19 protein-coding genes are annotated in these 20,884 nt (G+C 56.0%); 10 read left to right on the top strand and 9 right to left on the bottom strand.

The genetic code is table 11. The features are described from left to right. The first annotated feature begins 59 nt into the window (after positions 1–59). The 4 genes from VRZ32_RS08470 to VRZ32_RS08455 all read left to right on the top strand — a co-directional run bounded on the left by VRZ32_RS08470 (position 60) and on the right by VRZ32_RS08455 (position 3,984). Positions 60–1,016, top strand: a complete 957-nt coding sequence (locus tag VRZ32_RS08470; protein ID WP_414525311.1) for an ABC transporter substrate-binding protein — start codon at positions 60–62, stop codon at positions 1,014–1,016. Positions 1,017–1,190: 174 nt separating this feature from the next. Next, on the top strand, positions 1,191–2,081 hold the full coding sequence (locus VRZ32_RS08465) for an ABC transporter permease (protein WP_414525310.1): 891 nt from the start codon (positions 1,191–1,193) through the stop codon (positions 2,079–2,081). Further along, positions 2,078–2,872 (top strand): ABC transporter ATP-binding protein, encoded by a 795-nt coding sequence (locus tag VRZ32_RS08460; RefSeq protein WP_414525309.1) that lies wholly within the window; start codon positions 2,078–2,080, stop codon positions 2,870–2,872. Before VRZ32_RS08465 ends, VRZ32_RS08460 begins: the two co-directional genes overlap by 4 nt. Next, positions 2,872–3,984: an acyltransferase family protein gene (locus VRZ32_RS08455; RefSeq protein WP_414525308.1), complete on the top strand. Its 1,113-nt coding sequence runs from the start codon at positions 2,872–2,874 to the stop codon at positions 3,982–3,984. The genes VRZ32_RS08460 and VRZ32_RS08455 overlap by 1 nt, the downstream gene beginning before the upstream one ends. On the opposite strand, the gene VRZ32_RS08450 is transcribed toward VRZ32_RS08455, so the two are convergent. Beyond that, positions 3,977–4,891 (bottom strand): metallophosphoesterase family protein, encoded by a 915-nt coding sequence (locus VRZ32_RS08450; RefSeq protein WP_414525307.1) that lies wholly within the window; start codon positions 4,889–4,891, stop codon positions 3,977–3,979. The genes VRZ32_RS08455 and VRZ32_RS08450 overlap by 8 nt on opposite strands. 202 nt (positions 4,892–5,093) lie before the next feature. Here VRZ32_RS08450 and VRZ32_RS08445 point away from each other — a divergent pair, with 202 nt between their 5' ends. Next, positions 5,094–5,237, top strand: coding sequence for a hypothetical protein (locus VRZ32_RS08445; protein ID WP_414525306.1), 144 nt, complete (start codon positions 5,094–5,096; stop codon positions 5,235–5,237). Between the two features lie 45 nt (positions 5,238–5,282). Next, a complete protein-coding gene (locus VRZ32_RS08440; RefSeq protein ID WP_414525305.1) occupies positions 5,283–5,792 on the top strand; it encodes a GNAT family N-acetyltransferase in 510 nt (169 codons plus the stop codon). 140 nt (positions 5,793–5,932) lie between these two features. Here the strand turns inward: VRZ32_RS08440 and VRZ32_RS08435 are convergent, their stop codons facing one another. From VRZ32_RS08435 to VRZ32_RS08420, 4 genes are read right to left on the bottom strand one after another with little or no spacing between them, the layout of a single operon-like run. After that, on the bottom strand, positions 5,933–8,011 hold the full coding sequence (locus VRZ32_RS08435; protein WP_414526172.1) for a hypothetical protein: 2,079 nt from the start codon (positions 8,009–8,011) through the stop codon (positions 5,933–5,935). Positions 8,012–8,035: 24 nt separating this feature from the next. Further along, positions 8,036–10,861 carry a DUF4159 domain-containing protein gene (locus tag VRZ32_RS08430; RefSeq protein ID WP_414525304.1) on the bottom strand — a complete coding sequence of 942 codons (2,826 nt, stop codon included), beginning with the start codon at positions 10,859–10,861 and terminating at the stop codon, positions 8,036–8,038. Position 10,862: 1 nt separating this feature from the next. After that, positions 10,863–11,780 (bottom strand): DUF58 domain-containing protein, encoded by a 918-nt coding sequence (locus VRZ32_RS08425; protein WP_414525303.1) that lies wholly within the window; start codon positions 11,778–11,780, stop codon positions 10,863–10,865. Between the two features lie 57 nt (positions 11,781–11,837). Next, positions 11,838–12,845 carry an AAA family ATPase gene (locus VRZ32_RS08420; RefSeq protein WP_414525302.1) on the bottom strand — a complete coding sequence of 336 codons (1,008 nt, stop codon included), beginning with the start codon at positions 12,843–12,845 and terminating at the stop codon, positions 11,838–11,840. A gap of 355 nt (positions 12,846–13,200) precedes the next feature. Between VRZ32_RS08420 and VRZ32_RS08415 the strand changes: the two genes are divergently transcribed. From VRZ32_RS08415 to VRZ32_RS08400, 4 genes are read left to right on the top strand one after another with little or no spacing between them, the layout of a single operon-like run. Continuing rightward, complete coding sequence (locus tag VRZ32_RS08415; protein WP_414526171.1) at positions 13,201–13,782, top strand: DUF1285 domain-containing protein; 582 nt, start codon at positions 13,201–13,203, stop codon at positions 13,780–13,782. Next, the gene (locus VRZ32_RS08410; RefSeq protein WP_414525301.1) at positions 13,779–14,438 is read left to right on the top strand and encodes a CoA pyrophosphatase; all 660 of its coding nucleotides are present in this window, start codon (positions 13,779–13,781) and stop codon (positions 14,436–14,438) included. Before VRZ32_RS08415 ends, VRZ32_RS08410 begins: the two co-directional genes overlap by 4 nt. Positions 14,439–14,478: 40 nt before the next feature. Beyond that, positions 14,479–14,736: a DUF6111 family protein gene (locus VRZ32_RS08405; protein ID WP_414525300.1), complete on the top strand. Its 258-nt coding sequence runs from the start codon at positions 14,479–14,481 to the stop codon at positions 14,734–14,736. Beyond that, positions 14,733–15,965 (top strand): CCA tRNA nucleotidyltransferase, encoded by a 1,233-nt coding sequence (locus VRZ32_RS08400; protein WP_414525299.1) that lies wholly within the window; start codon positions 14,733–14,735, stop codon positions 15,963–15,965. Before VRZ32_RS08405 ends, VRZ32_RS08400 begins: the two co-directional genes overlap by 4 nt. Before the next feature lie 6 nt (positions 15,966–15,971). Here VRZ32_RS08400 and VRZ32_RS08395 read toward each other — a convergent pair whose 3' ends face one another. From VRZ32_RS08395 to VRZ32_RS08380, 4 genes are all read right to left on the bottom strand, one after another. Then, on the bottom strand, positions 15,972–17,147 hold the full coding sequence (locus VRZ32_RS08395; protein WP_414525298.1) for an MFS transporter: 1,176 nt from the start codon (positions 17,145–17,147) through the stop codon (positions 15,972–15,974). A gap of 156 nt (positions 17,148–17,303) precedes the next feature. Next, positions 17,304–18,464 (bottom strand): hypothetical protein, encoded by a 1,161-nt coding sequence (locus VRZ32_RS08390; protein WP_414525297.1) that lies wholly within the window; start codon positions 18,462–18,464, stop codon positions 17,304–17,306. Beyond that, the gene (gene ccoS / locus VRZ32_RS08385) at positions 18,464–18,634 is read right to left on the bottom strand and encodes a cbb3-type cytochrome oxidase assembly protein CcoS (protein ID WP_414525296.1); all 171 of its coding nucleotides are present in this window, start codon (positions 18,632–18,634) and stop codon (positions 18,464–18,466) included. The genes VRZ32_RS08390 and ccoS overlap by 1 nt, the downstream gene beginning before the upstream one ends. Next, positions 18,631–20,871 carry a heavy metal translocating P-type ATPase gene (locus tag VRZ32_RS08380; RefSeq protein ID WP_414525295.1) on the bottom strand — a complete coding sequence of 747 codons (2,241 nt, stop codon included), beginning with the start codon at positions 20,869–20,871 and terminating at the stop codon, positions 18,631–18,633. Before VRZ32_RS08380 ends, ccoS begins: the two co-directional genes overlap by 4 nt. Positions 20,872–20,884 lie beyond the last annotated feature (13 nt).

The following is a 20,884-nucleotide window of genomic DNA, read 5'->3' as shown; positions in this document are numbered from 1 at the left end:
TTGGGCCTGCCATAATCGTCCGGTTATTGGACTTGAGTGTGATAGAGGTAAGGTGAACCATGATTAGGACTGCTGTTGGCGTGGCTGTCGCGATGGTGCTTGGTGCAAGTCCGGCCTGGTCTGAGACGCCTGTTGTTGCGATCACCTCGATCGTTGATCACCCCGCACTTAATGCCGTGCAAGAGGGGGCGAAAGACGCGCTTGCAAAAGCCGGCTTTAACGATGGGAAAGAAATCGAAATCGTTTTCGAAAATGCTCAGGGCCAGCCCGCGACGGCAGTGCAGATTGCGCGTAAGTTTGTTGGCGAAAAGCCTGCGGTGATAATCGGTATTTCAACGCCCTCTGCCCAGGCTTTGGCTTCGGCCACAAAAACAATCCCGGTGGTTTTCAGTGCTGTGACTGATCCGGTGGATGCCCAGCTTGTAAGCTCGATTGAGAAGCCTGGTGGCAATATTACTGGCGTGTCCGATCGTGCTCCAATAGAGGATCAGGTCGCGCTCATTCGCGAATTGACGCCGAACGTCAAAACGATTGGCGTGATTTTTAATCCGGGCGAGCCTAATTCTGTTAGTGCTGTTCGAGACTTGAAAGAAGCTGCCGAGAAGTTGGGGTTTGACGTAATTGAGGCGCCCACAACCAAAACGGCAGAAGTGCAGGGTGCCGCACGTTCGCTGGTTGGTAAGGCAGATGCTGTCTTCGTGCCAACAGATAACACGGTGGTTTCTGCATTTGAAGCAGTCTCTGGCGTGATGGAGGCTGCCAAGATCCCGCTGTATGCAGCAGATACTGATAGCGTTCCGCGGGGTGCTTTGGCTTCTGTAGGCTTTAATTACCGGCAGGTTGGTGAGCAGACAGGTGCGCTTGTGGCGCGTATTCTTAAAGGTGAAAAACCGGGCGATCTGTCGGTGCAGTTTGCTCAAGGTACAGATCTTTACCTCAACAAGGACGTTGCGGAAAAGATTGGTGTGACGCTATCTGAAGAGGCGGTTAAACGTGCGATCAAGGTAGTGGACTAGAGAAAAATGCAATAAATCTGCATTGCTATTTTACTCTAGTCGTTTGTTTTTCATCAGGTTTATCAAAAAACGATATCCATTTTTGAGCCTGATGCATTAAGATTCATTGACAAATATCGCATCGGCGTGCATTCGCACGCCGATGTTTATTTTCAGACGGGTGTTTGCAGAATCATGAGCAGTATCGCCCTACTGGGTGCAGTCGAACTTGGGTTGATTTACGCGCTCGTTGGCGTGGGCGTTTATCTGTCATTTCGCATTCTCGACTTTCCCGATCTCACAGTTGATGGCTCGTTTCCGTTGGGGGCGGCTGTTACGGCAGTTCTCATTATTGGCGATGTCAATCCATGGCTTGCGACGGGCGCTGGGGTGCTTGCGGGCGCAGCTGCCGGGTTCGTGACAGCTTTTGTGAGTGTGCGCTTCGGTGTGCTGCACCTGCTTGCCTCAATCCTGACAATGATTGCGCTCTTTTCCGTTAATTTGCGGATTATGGGGCGGCCTAATATCGCGTTGCTTAATGAGGAAACGGTGTTGACGCCTTATCTCGGCGGAGCAATTCCTGATGAGTATGTGCGCCCGCTAATCCTTGGTATCGTTGTGCTGCTGGTTGTGGTGTTGGTTGCGCTGTTTCTGCGGTCTGAAATAGGCTTGGCGATGCGGGCTACGGGTGCCAACGTACGCATGGCGCGGGCGCAGGGGGTGCGTACTGGTGCGCAGATTATCATTGGCATCATGCTGTCAAACGGACTTGTGGGCCTTGCAGGTGCGCTTTTTGCGCAAACCAATGGCTTTGCCGATGTGACCTCCGGGGTAGGCACCATTGTTGTTGGTCTCGCAGCTGTCATTGTGGGTGAGACCTTTATTCCGGGGCGACGTATTTTCTGGGCACTGATAGGTTGTGTGCTTGGTGCGGTGCTATACCGCATGGCGGTGCAGACTGCGCTTTCATTTGATTTTCTGGGGCTGGAGGCTTCAGATCTTAATCTTGCTACCGCGCTGTTGGTGCTTGTTGCATTGGTGTTGCCTAAATTGCGTAGCAAGGTGCCGGGAAGGAAGGCCGCATGATCGAAGTTCGCGATCTCGTCGTTACCTTCAATGCTGGTACGCCGCTGGAACGTGCCGCCCTGCGCGGTGTCTCGCTGAGACTGGATGAAGGTGAATTTGTTTCCGTAATCGGCTCGAACGGTGCTGGCAAATCGACCCTATTGGGAGCGATTGCCGGTGATGTCATGCCGACATCCGGAAAGGTGCTATTGTCGGATGATGATGTAAGTCGCGTGCCACTTGAGGTCCGTTCGCGCCATGTTGCGCGGGTGTTTCAGGATCCTCTCGCGGGTAGTTGTGGCACATTGTCGATTGCTGAAAATCTGGCCTTGGCAGCATCGAGGGGCCAACGACGCTCATTTCTGCCGGCTTTACGTCATGCGCGTTTAGCGAAAATCCGTCAGCGTATTGAAGAGCTGAACCTCAAGCTGGAAGACCGTTTGGACCAGCCGATGGGATCTCTTTCTGGTGGTCAACGTCAAGCGCTGGCGTTGGTGATGGCGACGCTTGCGCCCTCCAGCGTATTGCTGCTCGATGAACATACGGCTGCTCTTGATCCGCGGAACGCCGATTTTGTTCTCGATCTGACACGGGAGCTTGCTGCACGTTTTAATCTAACCGTCTTGATGGTTACGCATTCCATGCGGCATGCGCTTGACATTGGCACGCGTACGGTGATGCTGCATGAAGGGCGAATTCTGCTTGATGTTGCGGGCAACGCGCGGGCCAGCCTGACCATTGAGGACTTACTCGACCAATTCCGTCAGGCGCGCGGCGAAGCGTTGGCGGAAGATCGTTTGCTGATCAGCTGATGTTCATACACGTATCTCCACGCTCACCTTCATCTTCGCAATCGGACGTCGGGTCGCAAAAGCTCGTTCTTGTACAGGCTTTGCGTGTCTTGGCGGCGTTGATTGTGATTTTTGTCCATGCACAGGTCGATGCAGCGCATTTTGCTGGCCCGGAAGGTTTCATTCCCAACCGCGCGCTGCCGTGGGAGGTGGGGGTTGATATCTTCTTTGTTATTTCTGGTTTTATTATTGTGCACGCTTCGCGCAAATTGTTTGGCCAGCCTGAGAGCCGCCGGATATTTTTAGCGCATCGTCTTATTCGCATTTTGCCGCTTTATTGGGTAGCAACGCTGGCTTTTCTAAGCGTTGCTTTAGTCATGCCGCAGGCGCTGAATAGCTTGCCGCCAACTGTGTCAGAAATTGTTGCCTCATTTCTGTTTTTCCCGCTTACAAACAGTCAGGGGCTTGCACAACCTGTGTTGTCATTGGGCTGGACACTGAATTACGAGATGGCTTTTTATCTCGTTTTTATGCTGGCGGTTGCTTTACCGCGTGAGCGGGCAGTGTTTGTGGTTGCGTTGTTCTTCTCTCTGCTGGTTGGACTTGGTACCGTATTTTCCCTGCCAATGCCGTTATCATTCTGGGCCGATCCTATGGCGATGGAATTCGTATTCGGTATGGGTATTGCCTTGGCGCGGGATACGAAGGGGCGCCCCGGTATCATTTTGCGCGCTGTGCTGGTGTATGTTGCCATCTATATGCTGCGTGAGAATCTGCTTGCTGATGGAGTTGCACGCGTATTTGCGCTGGGTGTGCCTGCGGTGATGTTGGTGATGGCAGCTGTTTTAGGGCCTGAACCGCGGCTTCCACCCCTATTGGGGCGTGCAATTGTGCTTTTGGGCGATGCATCCTATGCGCTTTATCTGTTCCATCCCATGGTATTGCGCGCAACACGTCTGTTCTTTGCGGGAACGGAAATTGGGCCATGGACCTATGTCGTCATTGCCATGAGTATTGCTGTTGCTATGTCAGTGGTCGTGCATCTGGCGTTTGAAAGGCCGCTTACGCGCTATTTACGGCGGGCGTGGGAGCGCGGCGCATTTTCATGGTCGCGCAAACCCCGGTCTATCTAATATTTCGCTCTTCCAGCATCGTGATGGCGCCGGTTTGTGGATCTTGGCCACGTGTGATCAGGCGGATCCTTGAATGCGCGCCATCCGGTTGGATGTCGATCAGATGATATCCAGCACGATGATCATCGGTGCCCTTGATTGCTGATGCAGAGGGGGCACCAAGGATTGGCACGAGGGATCCGTGCGGTCCCGGAATAGTCGCGAACATCGTGCGATGATTGTGCCCATGCAGCACAAGTTCCGCACCTGTTTTAGCTAGAACCTGCTCAAAGGCGCGTGCATCGGTAAGCCTGCGCGTGAACTTGGCGCCGTTGCGATAGGGTGGATGGTGCACCATCACAACGCGGCAGAAGCCTTCGCGGCCAAGTCTGGCGAGCAATGTTTCCAGCGCTCGAAGCTGCGTATTCCCCAAAATACCGGTAGCAAAAAACGGGAATGTCGGGATGCCGGAACAGAGGCCAATCAGAGCGACGCCATTACTCTGTTTCACATAGGGAAAATGGCAACAGCTCTGCTTCGGGTCTTCTTTGTCGCCATCACGTTCGTCCCCGGTCATCCATGCTCCAAGTGCATTGTGCATGGGGGATATGGCTTCACTAACGTAGGCATCATGGTTGCCGGGCACGAAACTTACCGTGAGGGGCGAGCCAAGTTTTTCCAGAAAGTCGCGAGCTAGAGGAAACTCATCGGGAAGACCGATATTGGCGATATCGCCAGTCATCGCGATATGATCCGGCTTATGGGCTGAAATATCAGCCAGAATGCGATCAAGCAGGTCCATATCGTGGGTGCGCCAACGACTGCGGTGCCAGTTCATATAACCAGTAAGTCGCTTGCCGAGCAGATCGCGAAAGCGCGGAGTGGGCAGGGGGCCGATGTGGGCGTCGGATAAGTGCGCAATAAGCATTGGGTCTCAGAATATCTTGATGTTACGCCATAGCGGCACCATGGCCGGCAGCTTTCATGTCGCTGCCAGGACTGAAGCCGTCAAGCGCTGACAATGATATACTTGCCATAAATACCAGAAATCCGAGGACAATCACCTGAAATCTGACAGAAGAGCATTCGGCAAAAGCCAGATATATGCGGATGGACAGGCGCGCGAACTCGTGATAGATGGCGTGCCAGAAGGAAAAGATAATGAAGCAATTCCGGCTGATCCAGCGACGACGATGCAGGTGCATGCGCACGCTGTATGTGTTTGTGCGCGTACCGGCTTGAGTGCCGGACAGGCAGCTTTCAACGCTTCATGATATCTCTGGCTGCGATAGCGCGGCTACCTTGGGTGATCCTTCTTCATGACCTCACTTGCATTGACCATTCGCCACGAGCATCCTGCTGATCAGGATGCTATCGATCGTATGCATGAACGGGCTTTTGGTCCCGGTCGTTTTGCCCGCACGGCCTATCGTTTACGCGAAGGTGCGCCACCGCTTGCGCCGCTCTCATTCGTCTCTTTGGTTGGTACGCTGATTGTTGGCTCTGTCCGTCTTACGCCCGTGATTGCCGGTGGGCAGCCTGCACTGGTGCTTGGACCGCTGACCGTTGAGCCTGCATTTATGGATCGCGGCATCGGCAGTGCGTTGATGAAGGCTTCGTTGGATGCCGCCACTGAGGCTGGACATGGCCTCGTCATTCTGGTGGGGGATGCGCCTTATTACGCGCGTTTCGGATTTAGTGTTGTGCCGCCCGGACGTTTGGTGCTGCCCGGACCGGTTGATCCCAAACGTTTCTTATACCGAGAGCTGCGCGAGGGCGCTTTTGCTTTGGCTAGCGGTGCTGTCGCGGTGTTACCCGCAGCTGCGTGATAAAACGTCGGGCGTTCTGATACATCAGAACTGCGTTCTGAAATTGCATCAAACCAGAAAGTGGATTCTGCTCTAATTTTCGTGTCTTACCGCAACTGACCTTCAAGCGAATGATCAACTTGAAGGCAAACTGCTTTAAGTCACGCGCGTCGGCGGCTTTCGATAAGCCACGCTCCGAGCACCGCCCAGATCAGCAGAGCAAGTCCTGCCAGTCCTATGCCCAGCGGTAGTTCGTGCACGCCTGTGATGATGGCGCTGTTGCTTGGGCGCAGACCAATCCAGCCATTGCCGGCGAAATTTGAGCCCACGCTTACAACATCAATGCGCGGCACCACCGGAGTGCCGCTGCCGTTATCAACGCGTTGCACCATGCCCCCGGTCGCGCCTGCGAGAGGGGCCAGACGTTGTGTATCGCTGAACACATCCGTGAGTTCGCGCGGGTTTTCAGGGCCTGCGTTGACGAATGCAGACAGGGTGCCATCCGTAAGGCGATAAAGGCCAAGTTGATTATTTTCCACGTTGGCGGAAAACAGGCCTGGTTTTACGGGGGCGAGTGTAATCACCTGCGTGCTGCCATCGGGCGCAGTTAGCGTTACGGGTTGTGGCGTATCGGCCATTGTCTGGCGCTCAATGGCGATGAGCCCATCGCGTGAGAATGCGCGTAGTGCTTCCTCTTCCAGTGCTGGTTCGCGCATCAGCCAGTGGGATAGGCGGCGCAGCAGATCCACATGCGGCCCGCCGCCCTCAAATCCACGCGCCCACAACCAGGCGTGGTCAGATAGCAACAGTCCGATGCGTCCTTTTTCGTGGCGTGAAAGGATGAGCAGTGGCAATTGGTTGGTGCCATCCATAAGCGTTGTGCCGCCTTGCACGTTCGCCCCAATCTGACGCAACCATTCTCCCCATTTTGCTTGCCCTCCCGATGGTGCTCCACCGGGCAGATCGCGGGTTACGGGATGTCTGTCCCCGGTTGCTGTGACGTGAGGGCGGAAACTTTTCTCATGTACGCGGCCATCTGGCGTTGCCGGCAGGATCGCGCCCAGCGAGGTGCGCGCAACGCTTGATGCGCCAGCAAACTCCGGCCCCGATGCCAACAGCAGCGCGCCACCCTGACGGACATAATCCGCGATGTTGTCGTAATAGATTGGCGGCAGCACGGTGAGGTTGGCGTAGCGATCAAAGATGATCAGATCAAAATCATTGATCCGCTCCTGAAACAGCGCCCGCGTGGGGAACGCAATCAGAGACAGCTCATTGATTGGTGTACCGTCCTGCTTCTCCGGCGGACGCAGGATCGTGAAGTGTACCAGATCGACGTTGGCATCTGATTTCAACAGGTTACGCCAGGTGCGCTCTCCCGGATGCGGTTCACCAGACACCAGCAGTACGCGCAGTTTATCGCGCACGCCTTCTATGGTGAGGATGGCGCGGTTATTGGCTGGCGTAAGCTCGCCTGCAAGCGGTTCGGTCTCGATTTCAAGAACATTGGGGCCGGGGTGATCGATGGGGATCGATAATGGCACTGGTCGGCCGGTAGGCGCCTGAATTGAGCCAAGCTCCTTGCCATCCCGTCGCACTGTCAGCTTGGCAGCGCCGGTGCCACCACGCTCATCAACGACAACACGGATGGTCTGATTGCGTCCTACAATACCAAAACGTGGGGTGTCGATAAGGGCTACTCGCCGATCACGTTCCTGTTCCTCGCCGGTAATCAGTGCATGCAACGGGGCGTTAAAGCCAAGGGCTGCGGCATTTGCCGGCACATCATGCACCACGCCATCGGTGATTAAAATTGCACCTGCCACACGCTCAGCCGGTACATCGGCCAAAGTGCGTGCAAGGGCGCCAAACAGGCGCGTACCATCGCCGCCTTCACCCTCGCTTACGTCCACGAAGCGTGGTTCTATACCGGACAGCGCCGCCAATTGTTGGGCTACTGCGTTATGCACGGCGGTTGTCTGTGCATCCCGCGGGCCGAGTTTTTGCGACGCGCTGCGATCTGTAATGACAGCGACGATGTCGTTAAGCGGCTCGCGCTCATGCGAAACGATGGCCGGATTTGCCAATGCGCCAATCATCAACGCAAGCGCTATGCCACGGAAAAGCCCGGGCCAGAACCCGCGACCAATAAAGGCGATGATCGTTAAAAGCACAGCGGCAATCGCCAATCCGACCATTACCGGGAATGGCAGCAGGGGAGAAAAGCTGAGTGTGGGCAGTGTGTCGATAAACATCAGCCGTTCCTATTGCCCCAGCCTGTCGAGGAGTGCTGGCACATGCACCTGATCGGCCTTATAGCTACCGGTAAGCACATACATAACCATATTCATGCCCCCACGTGCTGCCATTTCGTGCTGCTCTTTATTGGAGCCGACAGTGGGGTAAAGCGGTGAGCCGAAGTTATCCGTGGCCCACGCGGCAGCGAGATCATTGGAGGTGATGATGATAGGCGACACGTTATCGCCGCTACGTGCCGGGCGCGACTCACCTTGTTGCATAGGGGGCAATGCTTCAACCCACGTTTGGCCAGTGGCATAGCGGCCAGGGAAATTATCCATTAGAAAGAAGGTTTTGGTAAGCACGTGATCCGGCGGCACAGGTTCAAGTTCGGGAATATCGAGACCAGCCAGCATTTGCCGCAGGCGGGCCGTTTCTGGTGAGGGAGCATTGCTGCCCGTCTGGCTCCAGGCGTCGCGTGTATCGAATATCACGGTGCCGCCAGCCTTCATGAAGGCATCGATCCGCCGCAACGATGCTTCGGATGGCATGGGCTGATCTGCCGTGATTGGCCAATAGATCAGCGGATAGAATGCCAGTTCGTCCTTTGACGGATCAATCCCAACAGGATCTGCTGGCTCGAAGGATGTGCGGTAAGATAATTCCTGGCTCAGGCCCGCAAGGCCAGCGCGGCTTATTTCATCCACCTCATTATTGCCCGTTATCACATAGGCAAGGTGCGTTTGCAGTGCCGATTGTTTTGCGGTTTCAGAAAGAGGTTTTTGCGCAGAAGTATGCGTTGTCATGGAAACAACGATGAAGCCTGCAAGCAGTATTGTGGCAGCTGCTCCAGAAGATCGCAGATTGGGGCGCCTCAGCCTGCCGCCGAGCATAGCACTGATTGCGGTATCTGCCATGAACAACAGCAGTGCAAGCAATAGCGCCGGTAACCGCAGATCGATGCTGAGTGGGGAGGACAATGGCTGAATAGTATCCTCAACAGCTGAGAGATCCAATGCAGCCAAGCGATCCTCCGGATTAAGCGCATTGACGGCAATCGGCGCTTCGCTGGTACCATAAAAGCCCGCAGGGTGATCAATCGATGCGCGTGTGGATATACCACGCACAATGGGGCGTGCCGTTGCGGGCGGATTACGGAATACGCCAAAACCGTCGAGAATGCGAAGCGGCGAGGCGGTTTCGAGGGCATCTGCGGTTGCAGCATCGCTGCCAGTATTCTTGCCCGACATCGCAATAATCCGGCGAAGCATATCTACGAATGTCCCGGATAAGGGCAGGTTCGACCATGTTGCATCGGCTGTGACATGCACCAGCACGATCAGCCCGTCGCCACGCCGTTCTGCGGTGACAATGGGTGTACCATCCGAGAGCGCTGCCCAGGTGCGGCGGGTAAGATCGGCATCAGGCTCAGCCAGAATCTGACGGTTCACAGTGACCTCATCAGACAAAGCCAGACCTTCAAATGGGCTTTTTTCCGGGAAGGGAGCAAGCGTACGTGGTGTATCCCATGATAATGCACCACCAATGGTACGTTCACCCTGACGTAGCCTTACTGGCACCAATTCCTCATCACTATTGGCCATGCGTGGACCAGCGAAACGGAGCAGCACGCCACCCTGTTTCACGAATTCTTCCAGCTTGCGGGTGGTCTGTCGGTCAATGTTGCCAATGTCCGTCATCGCGATGACCGTGGCGTTTTCATCGATCAGTTGGCTCACAACTTCAGGCAGAGACCCACGTGGTTCACGTAGCTCAGCGAAGGGTTCCAGCGCGCGTGAAAGATAGAACGTGGGTGACAGCAATGGTTGGCTTGCAGTATCCGCGCCCGCGCCAGAAATCAGGCCGACACGGTTGCGGCGCTGGCGGTCATCGACAAGGGTGACAGCACCAGCCGATGCCTGCCCCACGATATCGATGCGTGCAACGCTATTGCGGATCTCAATCGGCAGCGCGAACAAAGCCTTTGTTTCAAGGGTATCCTGTGCGAAGGCAAACGCGGTTTCGCCCAGTGGCAGGCCTTTGAAATCAACGGCACGCAGGCTACCTTGTGGCAAAGTTTGCGTATTGGCGCGGGTCAAGGTGACTTCAAGACCATCACGGGTGTTGGCGCTGCCCGCAAGAGCGAGAGAAGATGCAAACGGTTCAGCATGGATAACGAGCGCCCGCGCACCCTTCAGCGCATTGAGGCGCGTTGCGAAATTACCCCGCTCAGTATCCGCATTGATGGTTGGGGCTTGGATAGTTGTGCGATCGCTGATCCAGACGATGGCAGCATCGGCATGCTGATCAAGAAACTTCTGAATTTGCGGCAAATGGGCTTCGCGTGTCGCCTCATAAGGGCGTGGCTCCAGCGCGCGAAGACGGTCTTGCGCTTCTGCTCCATTGGTCAGGGTGATGTCAGCCGGGGCATCAGCCAAGCCTACGATGGCAGTGGCGCGCTTGTCACGTGTTGTGGCCGCTAGTACATTCTGGGCACTATTAAGGCGTGCCCGCCAATCATGTGCAGCAGAAAAACCGTTATCGAGCAGCAGTAGCACCGGCCCATTGCCAGGCATGGCTGGAAGCGGGTTCCAGGCGGGCCATGAGGCTGCAAAGATAAGGAGTGCTGCAATCAGCACACGCAGCAGCAACAGCCACCACGGTGTGCGCGCGGGCGTGTTTTGTTGGGGGGCAAGGTCAAGCGCCAACCGTAGCGGGGGAAAGGCGATGCGCTTCGGCGTAGGCGGCGTGATGCGCAGAAGCAGCCACAGCGCGGGCAGCAGCGCCAGCGCCAGCAATGTCAGCGGCGCGGCAAAAGCAAATGGAAGACTGAAGAGTTCCAGGCCAAACATATCAATCATCCCTGCCGCGACGGCTAGCGAGAAGCGTCAGCACGCGAAGTGCAGCCTCGCTTGCGGGTCTGTCGGTGTGATGAATTGTCATCGTGAAACCATGCCGGGTGAAGATCTCGCGCAATCCATCACGATGGGCAGCAATTCGTTGCCGATACTCTGCGCCCCAACTCGCTGCATCGCCAAGATAAAGACGTGCGCCGTTTTCCGGATCAACAAGCTCAGTTTGGCCGGTGAAAGGAAAGGTTTCCTCAACCGGGTCCACAATGAGGATGGCATGCCCATATGCGCCATTTGATGCAATGGATGCGATTGTCTTCTCAACTTGTTCTAATGCAACCAGAAAGTCGCCAATAATCAGAGGTTCGCTGCGGCGTTTCAGTGGGATGTGAGGGGGTAAGTCGCTGTTGACGTCCTGAGTATCTGAGGCAAGCGTTTGCGCGATCTGTTCGCCGATACGTCGTGATGCGCGCGGGCTTAGGCGCCCCATGTAGCCAACGCGCTCGCCAGCTGTCACCAGTGCTTCTGCAAGTGCCAGCCCTAGAACAATCGCGCGCTCGACTTTCGGTGCGGTGGCAAGATCAGAAGCGTAGGCCATGGATATTGAACGGTCGATCCATAGTTCGATGGTCTGGGCGGCCTCCCATTCACGCTCACGTACGTAGAGCTTTCCATCCCGGGCGGAGCGTCGCCAGTCAATACGAGTAGCCGCCTCACCGGAGTCAAAGGGGCGGAATTGCCAAAAACTCTCGCCAGGGCCCGCCCGTCTGCGGCCATGAATGCCATGGGTGAGATTGCTGGCCACGCGTCGCGCCTCCAGCACCAAACGTGGCAGGCGTGTGGCGAGATCATGCGCCAGCTCTGCTTCACCCAATCCGGGGAAGCGGCTGTTTTCCGGCAAGACTTCAACACGCGCCATTCGTTATATATCCGTTTAAGATTTCATCATAACATATTGCAGGTTAATCGTATTTCGTTATATGCCTTCAACCAGCCTTGCGATGATGTCTTCCACTGTGTGGCCCTCAGCGCGGGCGGCGAAGGTCAGGGCGATGCGGTGTTTGAGCACGGGTTCTGCCAATTCACGTACGTCGTCCAGCGATGGCGCGAGGCGTCCTTGAAGGAGCGCGCGGGCGCGCGCAGCCAAGGTAAGGGCTTGGCTGGCGCGCGGGCCAGGGCCCCAGGCGAGCTTGTCGGCAAGGCCAGCTTTTCCCTCACCTGGACGAGCAGAGCGTACGAGATCAAGGATGGCCTCAACCACGCTATCACCAACAGGAAGGCGACGTACGAGACGCTGGATTGCGACAAGCGTTTCCGTGTTAAGGGCGGCCGTAAGTGGCTTGTCTTCCGTGCCGGTTGTTTCCAGTAGAATGCGGCGCTCGGCATCGCGATCGGGGTACGTGACATCGATTTGTAGCAGGAAGCGGTCGAGCTGTGCTTCCGGAAGCGGATAGGTGCCTTCCTGCTCAATGGGGTTCTGGGTCGCGAGAACGTGAAATGGTTGCGGCAGATCGTAGCGTACGCCTGCGACAGTTACATGATGTTCCTGCATGGCCTGTAGCAGCGCAGACTGGGTGCGCGGGCTGGCGCGATTGATCTCATCCGCCATGAGCAGCTGTGTAAAAATCGGTCCCCGCACAAAACGGAAGCTGCGCTGGCCTGATGCGGTTTCGTCGAGAATTTCACTGCCGAGAATATCGGAGGGCATCAGATCTGGTGTGAATTGAACGCGTTGGCTATTAAGCCCCAGAACGGTGCCCATAGCCTCCACCAAACGGGTTTTGGCAAGGCCGGGTACGCCAACCAACAAGCCATGGCCACCAGCCAGGATGGTGACAAGTGCCAGTTCCACCACGCGTTCCTGTCCAAAGATCACAGAGCCGATGGCTTCACGCGCCTTTGCGGTGGCACTCAGCGCCATCTCTGCCTGTGCCACGATCGCAGTGGCGGCAATGGTGGCGTCGTCTAGCGCTGTGGCTGTCATCGTATCGGTTCCTGCCTTTGTGCGCTGACGCTATCTTTGCGTCATCCGCAGACTGCATATTTGGATAATCCCACCGTCTTTGTTGGGTGCAGATGCCGCGTCAGTCAAGCGGGCAACATCACAGGGTGGGACAATGCGCTGATGATGACTATAATAGAACCAAATCACAACACATCCTGCGGATGCTCGCTAATTAATTTCAGTTCAGACTCCGCGCTCTTGAGTTAATGTTTGAGCCAAAACCGCAACGATATAATATGCGGCAAAACTATTAGGGGAGGTGAATATGTCGACCTTGCAAGAAGACACAGGCGGCGCACCACCAGTTAATCCGGCAACAGGTGGTCGTCCAGAGATGCCAATTGATACGCCACAAGGCTTGGCGCGGCTTCTTTCAGCAGCAGAAGGGCTTGGTGCGCGAGAGGGGGTGGACAAATGGAATCCGCCCGATTGCGGGTGCATCGATATGCGTATCGGGGCCGATGGGGTGTGGATTTATCAGGGAACGCCTATCGGACGTCCCGCTTTGGTGCGTCTTTTCGCGTCGATCTTGCGCCGGGAAGGTGATCGTTACGTGCTTGTTACCCCTGTCGAAAAGGTGGGGATAAAAGTTGATGACGTGCCATTCCTTGCTGTTGAAATGGCGCGTGATTCTGCAACAGGCCAATTACATTTCCGCACAAATCTCGATGATGCTGTGGTGGTCAACAAAGACTTTCCATTGCGTTTTTCAATCGATGCGGGTGGCGGATTTCGTCCCTATGTCAAAGTGCGTGGCGATTTGTGGGCGCGATTGACGCGCGCACTCGTCGCGGATCTGTTGGCGCAGGCCGAGGAACGTAAGGTTGATGGCCGTTCTGTCGTCGGTATTGCTTCAGGCGATGCGTTCTTTCCGATTGCTGAGACAGCGGCCTTCTATAGCGAGGATCCCGCGTGAGTGTGCCTGATGTGGCCGTTTCACAGCTGATTACGCATTTGAGTGAAAGGTTATATCCCGCACCTTCCTTTGGTTTAAGCACTGGGGTAGCTGCGGAATATGCCTTTGGAGATCACGCGCTCGGCAATGCCTTGCCGGATATTCATCCTATCCGGCCAGCGGCTGTGCTTGTGCCTCTGGTTGTGCGCGATGGGGCGGGTGGCCCTCAATACAACATGCTGCTGACCCAACGTGCGGCAACGCTGCGTCAACATGCTGCGCAGATTGCCTTTCCTGGTGGAAAAATTGACCCCACCGATGCATCCCCGCTCGCGGCAGCGCTACGTGAGGCCAATGAAGAAATCGGTCTGCCGGCAGCTCTCGTGCGCCCGTTGGGCTATCTCGATCATTATCTTTCTGCAACCGGCTATAACATCGTGCCAGTAGTGGGGATCATAGATCCGCAATTCTCGCCCCATGCGAACCCCGATGAGGTGGAGGATGTTTTCGAGGTGCCGCTCGATTTCCTCATGAACGTTAATCATCATGAGCGTCATGCACGAGAATGGCAGGGTACGCTGCGTCATTATTATGCAATGCCCTATGGCAAGCGCTATATCTGGGGAGCAACTGCGGGAATCATCCGCAACCTCTATGAAAGGCTATATGCGCCATGAAACGTCGCACTATCAATGGGATGCTTTATGAGACAATCTTATGACCAGAGCCGTGTTTGAGGCGCTTGTCCTGTTTCTAAGCCCGTTTGTCCTGTTTGCGATCTATCTCTATTTGCGTCAGCGCAACCCATGGACGCGTGAGGCTTGGGATGGTCACGTGCCATGGCTTGTGCTTGTAGGCCTGCTCATCGCTATTGGTAGTTTTGTCATCACGGGTCTCACGGCAGAGCGCAACACCGGCGCGTATGTGCCCACGCATCTTGAGGACGGCAAGTTGGTGCCGGGACATTTCAAATGATGAACGAAGTGCGTGCACAAAAGCTGCTCGATGATCCTGTATTGCGCCACGTGTTGACGGTGATCGATGCGCAAGGGGCGGACACGCGGATTGTCGGTGGGGCAGTGCGTAATGTGCTGATGGGCCTGCCCGCGAACGATATCGATTGCGCCACGACTGCCACTCCGCAGGAAGTTGCGGAGCTGGCAAGGGCTGCAGGCCTGAAAGTCGTGCCAACCGGAATCGACCATGGCACAGTGACAGTCGTTGCCCATGGTCGGCCGTTTGAGATTACCACCTTGCGGCGAGATGTTGCAACCAATGGCCGCCGCGCGGAGGTTGCGTTCGGGACTGATTTTGATATCGATGCGCATCGGCGCGACTTTACGATGAACGCGCTTTATCTCGATAAGCACGGCAAGCTCTACGATTTCACGAATGGCTTGGCTGACATCACAGCACGGCGTGTGCGTTTTATCGGTGATGCCGCGACCCGCATTCGCGAGGATTACCTTCGCATTTTACGTTTCTTCCGCTTTTCAGCGGATTATGGCGTTGGTGCGCTTGATGCAGCAGGCTTGGCTGCCTGCATTCAGGAACGCGCTGGTCTGGCGCAACTCTCGCGGGAGCGTGTGCGCTCCGAAATGCTGCGGATTCTCGTGGCAAGGCGCGCGGTAGAGGTGGTGACAGATCTCAGTGATATAGGTGTGCTTACGGCAATCACGGGTGGTGTGGCAGAGCTTGGGCGCTTCACGCGTGTTGCTTCAGGCGCAGATGATGCTGTGATCCGCTTGTTGGCGCTTTCGGTTGTGGTGCCGGAGGATGCCGAACGGTTGCGGGAGCGGTTACGGCTCTCCAATGGGGAGTTCGATCGGTTAAATAAGGCAGGCTCGCTGATCGCCCGTATGCATGGTCGTCGCGAGACGGTTGATGTGCGTACGTTGCGCCGTCTGGTTGTTGAGCTGGGATTGCAGCCAGTGGCAGATGCGACAACCGTGCTGGCAGGAGAGCCGACGCCTGTGTTGAATGATGCCGCGCATGCTTTGCTTGCTGATTTTATCAATGGCAGTCAAAGGGTGCCGGTTTTTCCACTTACAGGCAAACATCTTGCCGCAGCAGGTGTTTCTGCTGGGCCGCGTATGGGGCGTGTGTTGGCCCGTGCGCGCGACCTATGGCTTGATGCTGATTGCAGCAGTAATGCAGATGATCTCAACGCGCTGTTGGCCAAGGCGGTTATTCAGGTGCCTTGATCGCTGTTATGGCGTGGGTAAGGGATCAGCAGTCTGTTCAATGTGGGGGGGCATGCTCTGCGATATCAGACATAGCCCAAGCCCGCCGGCAGCTAGCGCTGCCGATACCAATGGCAGGCTGTCATAACTAAGGCCGAGCGTCAGCGCCATGCCGCCAATCCATGCGCCACTGGCATTGCCAATGTTGAAGGCGGCCTGATTGAGTGTAGAGGCCATATTGGGTGCATCGCTGGCCGTATCGACAACACGTATTTGTAGCGGTGCGACGACAGCAAAATCGGCGATGCCCCATAAAAAGATGACAGCGACTGCCAGTTGCCACACAGGTAGGGCGAAATGCAGCCAGATAAGCAAAATGATCAAAGAGATAAAAATCCCGTTGATCGATGACATCAACCGCCAGTCGGCGAGGCGTCCACCCAGAAAATTGCCGATGGTGATGCCGACACCAAACAGCAGCAGCACCCATGTAACATGATGTGGCTCCAGGCCCGATACCTCACGCAGCATTGGGGCAATGTAGGTGAAGAGGCTGAACAGACTGGCAGAGGCCATGATACTCATGCCCATCGCCAGCATGACCTGCGATTTCCCCAGCACCCGAAACTCGCGCATGATGCTCGCCTTCGGGTTTGGGATGTTGGATGGTACTAGCACGGCAAGGGCTGTTACCGCAGCGACACCAATCAATGATACCGCCCAGAAAGTTGAACGCCATCCCAACTCCTGCCCCAGAGCGGTGCCTGCTGGAACGCCAAGAATGTTCGCCAACGTCAGCCCGCCAAACATCATAGCCACTGCTTGAGCGCGCTTATTTTTAGCGACAAGATTTGAGGCGACCACAGCCCCGATGCCGAAATAGGCGCCATGGCAGAAAGCCGTTACGACGCGTGCACCCATCAGAAGCCAGTAAGAAGGAGCGATCGCACACAGCACGTTGCCCAGTATGAACACGCAAGTGAGCGCGATCAGGGTTGCCTTGCGCGGCAGACCGTTGGTGATGACGGCAACAATCGGCGCGCCAACAACAACACCCAGCGCGTAACCCGATACCAGATGTCCCGCCGCAGGAATGCTGACGCCAAGATCTGCGGCGACCTCCGGCAGCAGGCCCATAATGACAAACTCGGTAGTGCCTATGCAGAATGAAGCAGCAGCAAGAGCGAGCAATGATAATGGCATTATGAGCTTCCTCACTCATGGAGTTTTGAGCATGAAGCATTGAGAATTATCGGGTTCTGCAAATAAAACAACTATCCATGTTGCAGTGCAGCTATGTTTTATAAGCGAGTGTTGCTCACACTTTGAGCATAAATTCTTTGATTATGCGTCGGGCTTTTAAGTGAAGGAGATCTGTCCCGCCAGCAATGCACCAATCACGGCCGCAGACAATACACTGCCATCATGCAGTGCCAACACTAGCCGTGAGGGTGGTCCGTTTTCATGTAGCCACTGCGTGGTGCCCGCTACGCTGATCGACCATCCTGCACCTAGCAGCGTAAGTGATAGCGTAAACATGCCCGCTGTTTCTGCGATGGCGAAGACAGGTATGCTCAAGGCAATCAATGCAAGACCGGCCAATGCAATCATCGGCGGTGTGAGGCGAGCGGGTAAATGAGCTGTGAAAAGAGCGGGTGCGTACATCGCAACCATATGCCAGGAAATGCCTGCAAAAATAAGGCCCGGCGATAATCCGCAGCCGGCCATAGCCAAGGGTGCAGCGGCCATCAGCATCGTCATGACCAACCATGCCACGACGCCCGCAAAAGTTGCCCCTGCTACGGCCTGCCAGTCTGTAACAGTTGTTAGGCGCAATGCTGCCGCTTCGACTTCTTGCGCCTCGATCATCTCAGTCGAAGTTGTGGGTAGGGTCAGGGCCAAAGCAAATGCGCCAACCTGCGCAGCAGCAGCGGCGAATGCCGTGCCAACAAAGAGATTGGGCGCAGCCAGCCCTTCCGCGAAACCGGCAAGCGAGGGCGCAACCAGCCCAACAAACGCACCGGCTCCAAATACAGCTGCGATTGCAGCTTTGCGATCGGCCTCGCCTGTAACGCTGGCGGCGGCGTGGCGATAGAAAAGACCAAAGCCATTAGCAATGCCAAGCCAGAATGCACCCAGTAAAAGCGAAATGAATTGATGATGGAGCAGGGCCCATCCCACCATGACGCCGCCCGCAATGCCAAGGCTGGCACCCAGTGCGAAAGCCGCTCGCCTGCCAAAGGCATCCATTAGAAAGGATGCAGGAAATGTCGCCACTGTTGCACCAATCAGCATGGCTGCATAAGGCAGTGTTGCCATCCATGGCATGGGAGCCAGAAATGCCCCTGCGAGCGGCAGGGTGCCAACAGCCAGCACTTGCGACAGCACTGCCAGGGCAAAGCCCACAGCGAGGCGATGGACGTGACGGCTGGCAGCGGGATCGGCAATGCTGAACGATGGCGCGCATAGACAGGCAAGCCTGCCCGCACGTGCTGTCATTTCACCGATCGGCAGTCCCATCAGCGTTGTTCTGCCTGAGATGCAGGAGGGAGATCGTCATCGTTGAGCACCCGCAGGCTTGCGCCCTCCAGGTCCTCATACTGATCGCTGCGCATGCACCACATAAAGCCAGCCAAACCCGCAAGGCCGAGTGCTAATGCCAACGGAACCAGCATCAATAATGCATTCATAGCGTTGCTCCTTGCGCAGAAATGCCCACGGTTGACGCCGCTTGAGAGCTGTCTCCGATCGTGATTTTGCTCTCACCTTTGCGAGCGCGCAAGGCATTGAGCGTGACAATGAGTGATGAACCAGACATAGCCACCGCCGCAACAAATGGTGTGACATGTCCCAGAAAGGCCAGTGGCACTGCTATCAAATTATAAATCGCGGCAATTGCCAGGTTTTGTAACATCAAGCGCCGTGCTTTGCTGCTGACGCTTACGGCAGATAGAACCGGCGCAAGCCGTTCACCAAGAAACACGCCATCAGCCTGTGCCTGTGTCAGGTCTGCAGCGGTGACGGGTGAGAGCGAGACATGCGCTGCCGCAAGTGCTGGCGCATCATTGAGGCCATCGCCCACCATCAGCACTTTGCGCCCCTGTGCCTTAAGCGCTGCCAGCACCGCAATCTTGTCTTGCGGCTTTAGACCGCCTTGCCAGGCCTCAATACCAAGTTGTTGTGCGATGGGGGCGACTGCATCAGGCCGGTCTCCAGAAAGGATGAATAAGGACAGGCCACGCTTTGCCAGATCACGCGTTATTGCAATAGCATCGCTGCGCAGCGTCTGCCGGATTTCCAGCAATGCGCGCTGCTCGCCCAGTTGCACGGCAACCAGTGATGTATCGGCGTTTACGGGTTGCGGTGCTTCGCTAAAACCGCAGAATGTAGGGCTACCAAGGCGGGCCTCCACACCTTCAATGAGCACGCGTACGCCTTCCCCAGGATGTTCTTCCACAGCATCAAAGGGTGCAGCGCGACCTGCTTCCTTTGCAACAGCGGCAGAAAGAGGATGCGCGCTGGATAGCGCCAGCCGGCCTGCAATTACAAGCAAGTCTGCCGGAATGCTCTCAACGTTAGCAACGCGCGGTTCGGGCACGGTGAGTGTGCCTGTCTTATCGAAAACGACGGTATCGGCTTCCGCTAACCGTTCTAGCGCATCACCTGAATTAAGCAGTAGATTGGCGCGAAATAGCGAGCCTGCTGCAACCACCTGCACCGCAGGAATAGCAAGCGCCAATGCGCAGGGGCAGGTGATGATCAGCACGGCAATGGCTGTGATCGCTGCATCATGGAAGGAATAGCCCCAAAGCATCCACACAATCAGCGTCAGAGCGGCAGCACCATGCACGATGGGTGCGTAGGCCCGAGCGGCCCGATCCGCAAGATGCATATAGCGCGAGCGCCCCTCTTGCGCGCTTTCCAGCAAACGTTCGATATCATCGATTAGTGTTGCCTGGCCTGCGGCTGTAACTTCGAGTGTTAGTGCGCCATTGCGGTTCAGGCTGCCTGCATAGACGGTATCGCCCATGATGATATCGCGAGGACGTGTTTCACCGGTGATAAGGCTTTCATCAATCGAGGTTGCGCCCGTTAATGCCCTGCCATCAGCGGGGATGCGCTCGCCCGGCAGTACTTGCACCCGTTCACCCGGATGCAAAGCCTCTGCTGGTGTCAGTGTGATGCTGCCATCTGCCTCAATCCGGCGTGCGGTGACGGCTTTTAAAGCTGCGAGATTGCCTGCAACCGCTCGTGTCTTGCGGCGCATTGCCTGATCCAGCACGCGCCCGCAGAGCAGGAAGAATAAAAGCGTAACGGCTGCATCGAAATACGCATCTCGTGCGTGGTTCATTGTCTCCACGATCGACATGCCAAGCCCAAGCATGATGCCAAGCGTTATCGGCACATCCATGTTGAGATGCCCGTTGCGCACAGCGCGCCATGCACTGGTAAAGAAGGGTTGGCCTGCATAAGCCGCTGCGGGCAGGGCAATGAGGGCGGAAATCCAATGAAACATGTCGCGTGTTTCAGACGTGATATCCGAAACATTGCCAGCCCATACTGATACCGACAACAGCATCACATTCATTGATGCAAAGCCAGCAACCGCAAGGCATTTGAGCAAATGCTGCATACGCTGCGCTTCAGCCTGCTCGACTTCGCGGGCCACAAAGGGCTGGGCACGGTAGCCGAGTCGTCGTAACTCATCGAGGATTGTTGCGGGAGTGAGCTTCTCCTCATCCCAATTGACTGTAAGCCGGTGGCGGCTGTAGTTCACCCGTGCCGCGAGCAGCCCGGGTAGACGTTGCAATCCATGCTCGATCTCGCCAATGCAGGCGGCGCAGGTCATGCCTTCAACCGCCAGATCAAGGCGTGCAGCCCCATTTTCATGGCGGATGAAACCAGCAAGGTCCAGCGTCATCGACATAGCTTATCCCTTC

The organism is Pseudochelatococcus sp. G4_1912, from assembly GCF_047501465.1.
Lineage (GTDB): Bacteria > Pseudomonadota > Alphaproteobacteria > Rhizobiales > Beijerinckiaceae > Pseudochelatococcus.
The sequence above is the reverse complement of the archived record's forward strand: the minus strand, read 5'-3'. Positions and strand labels throughout refer to the sequence as shown.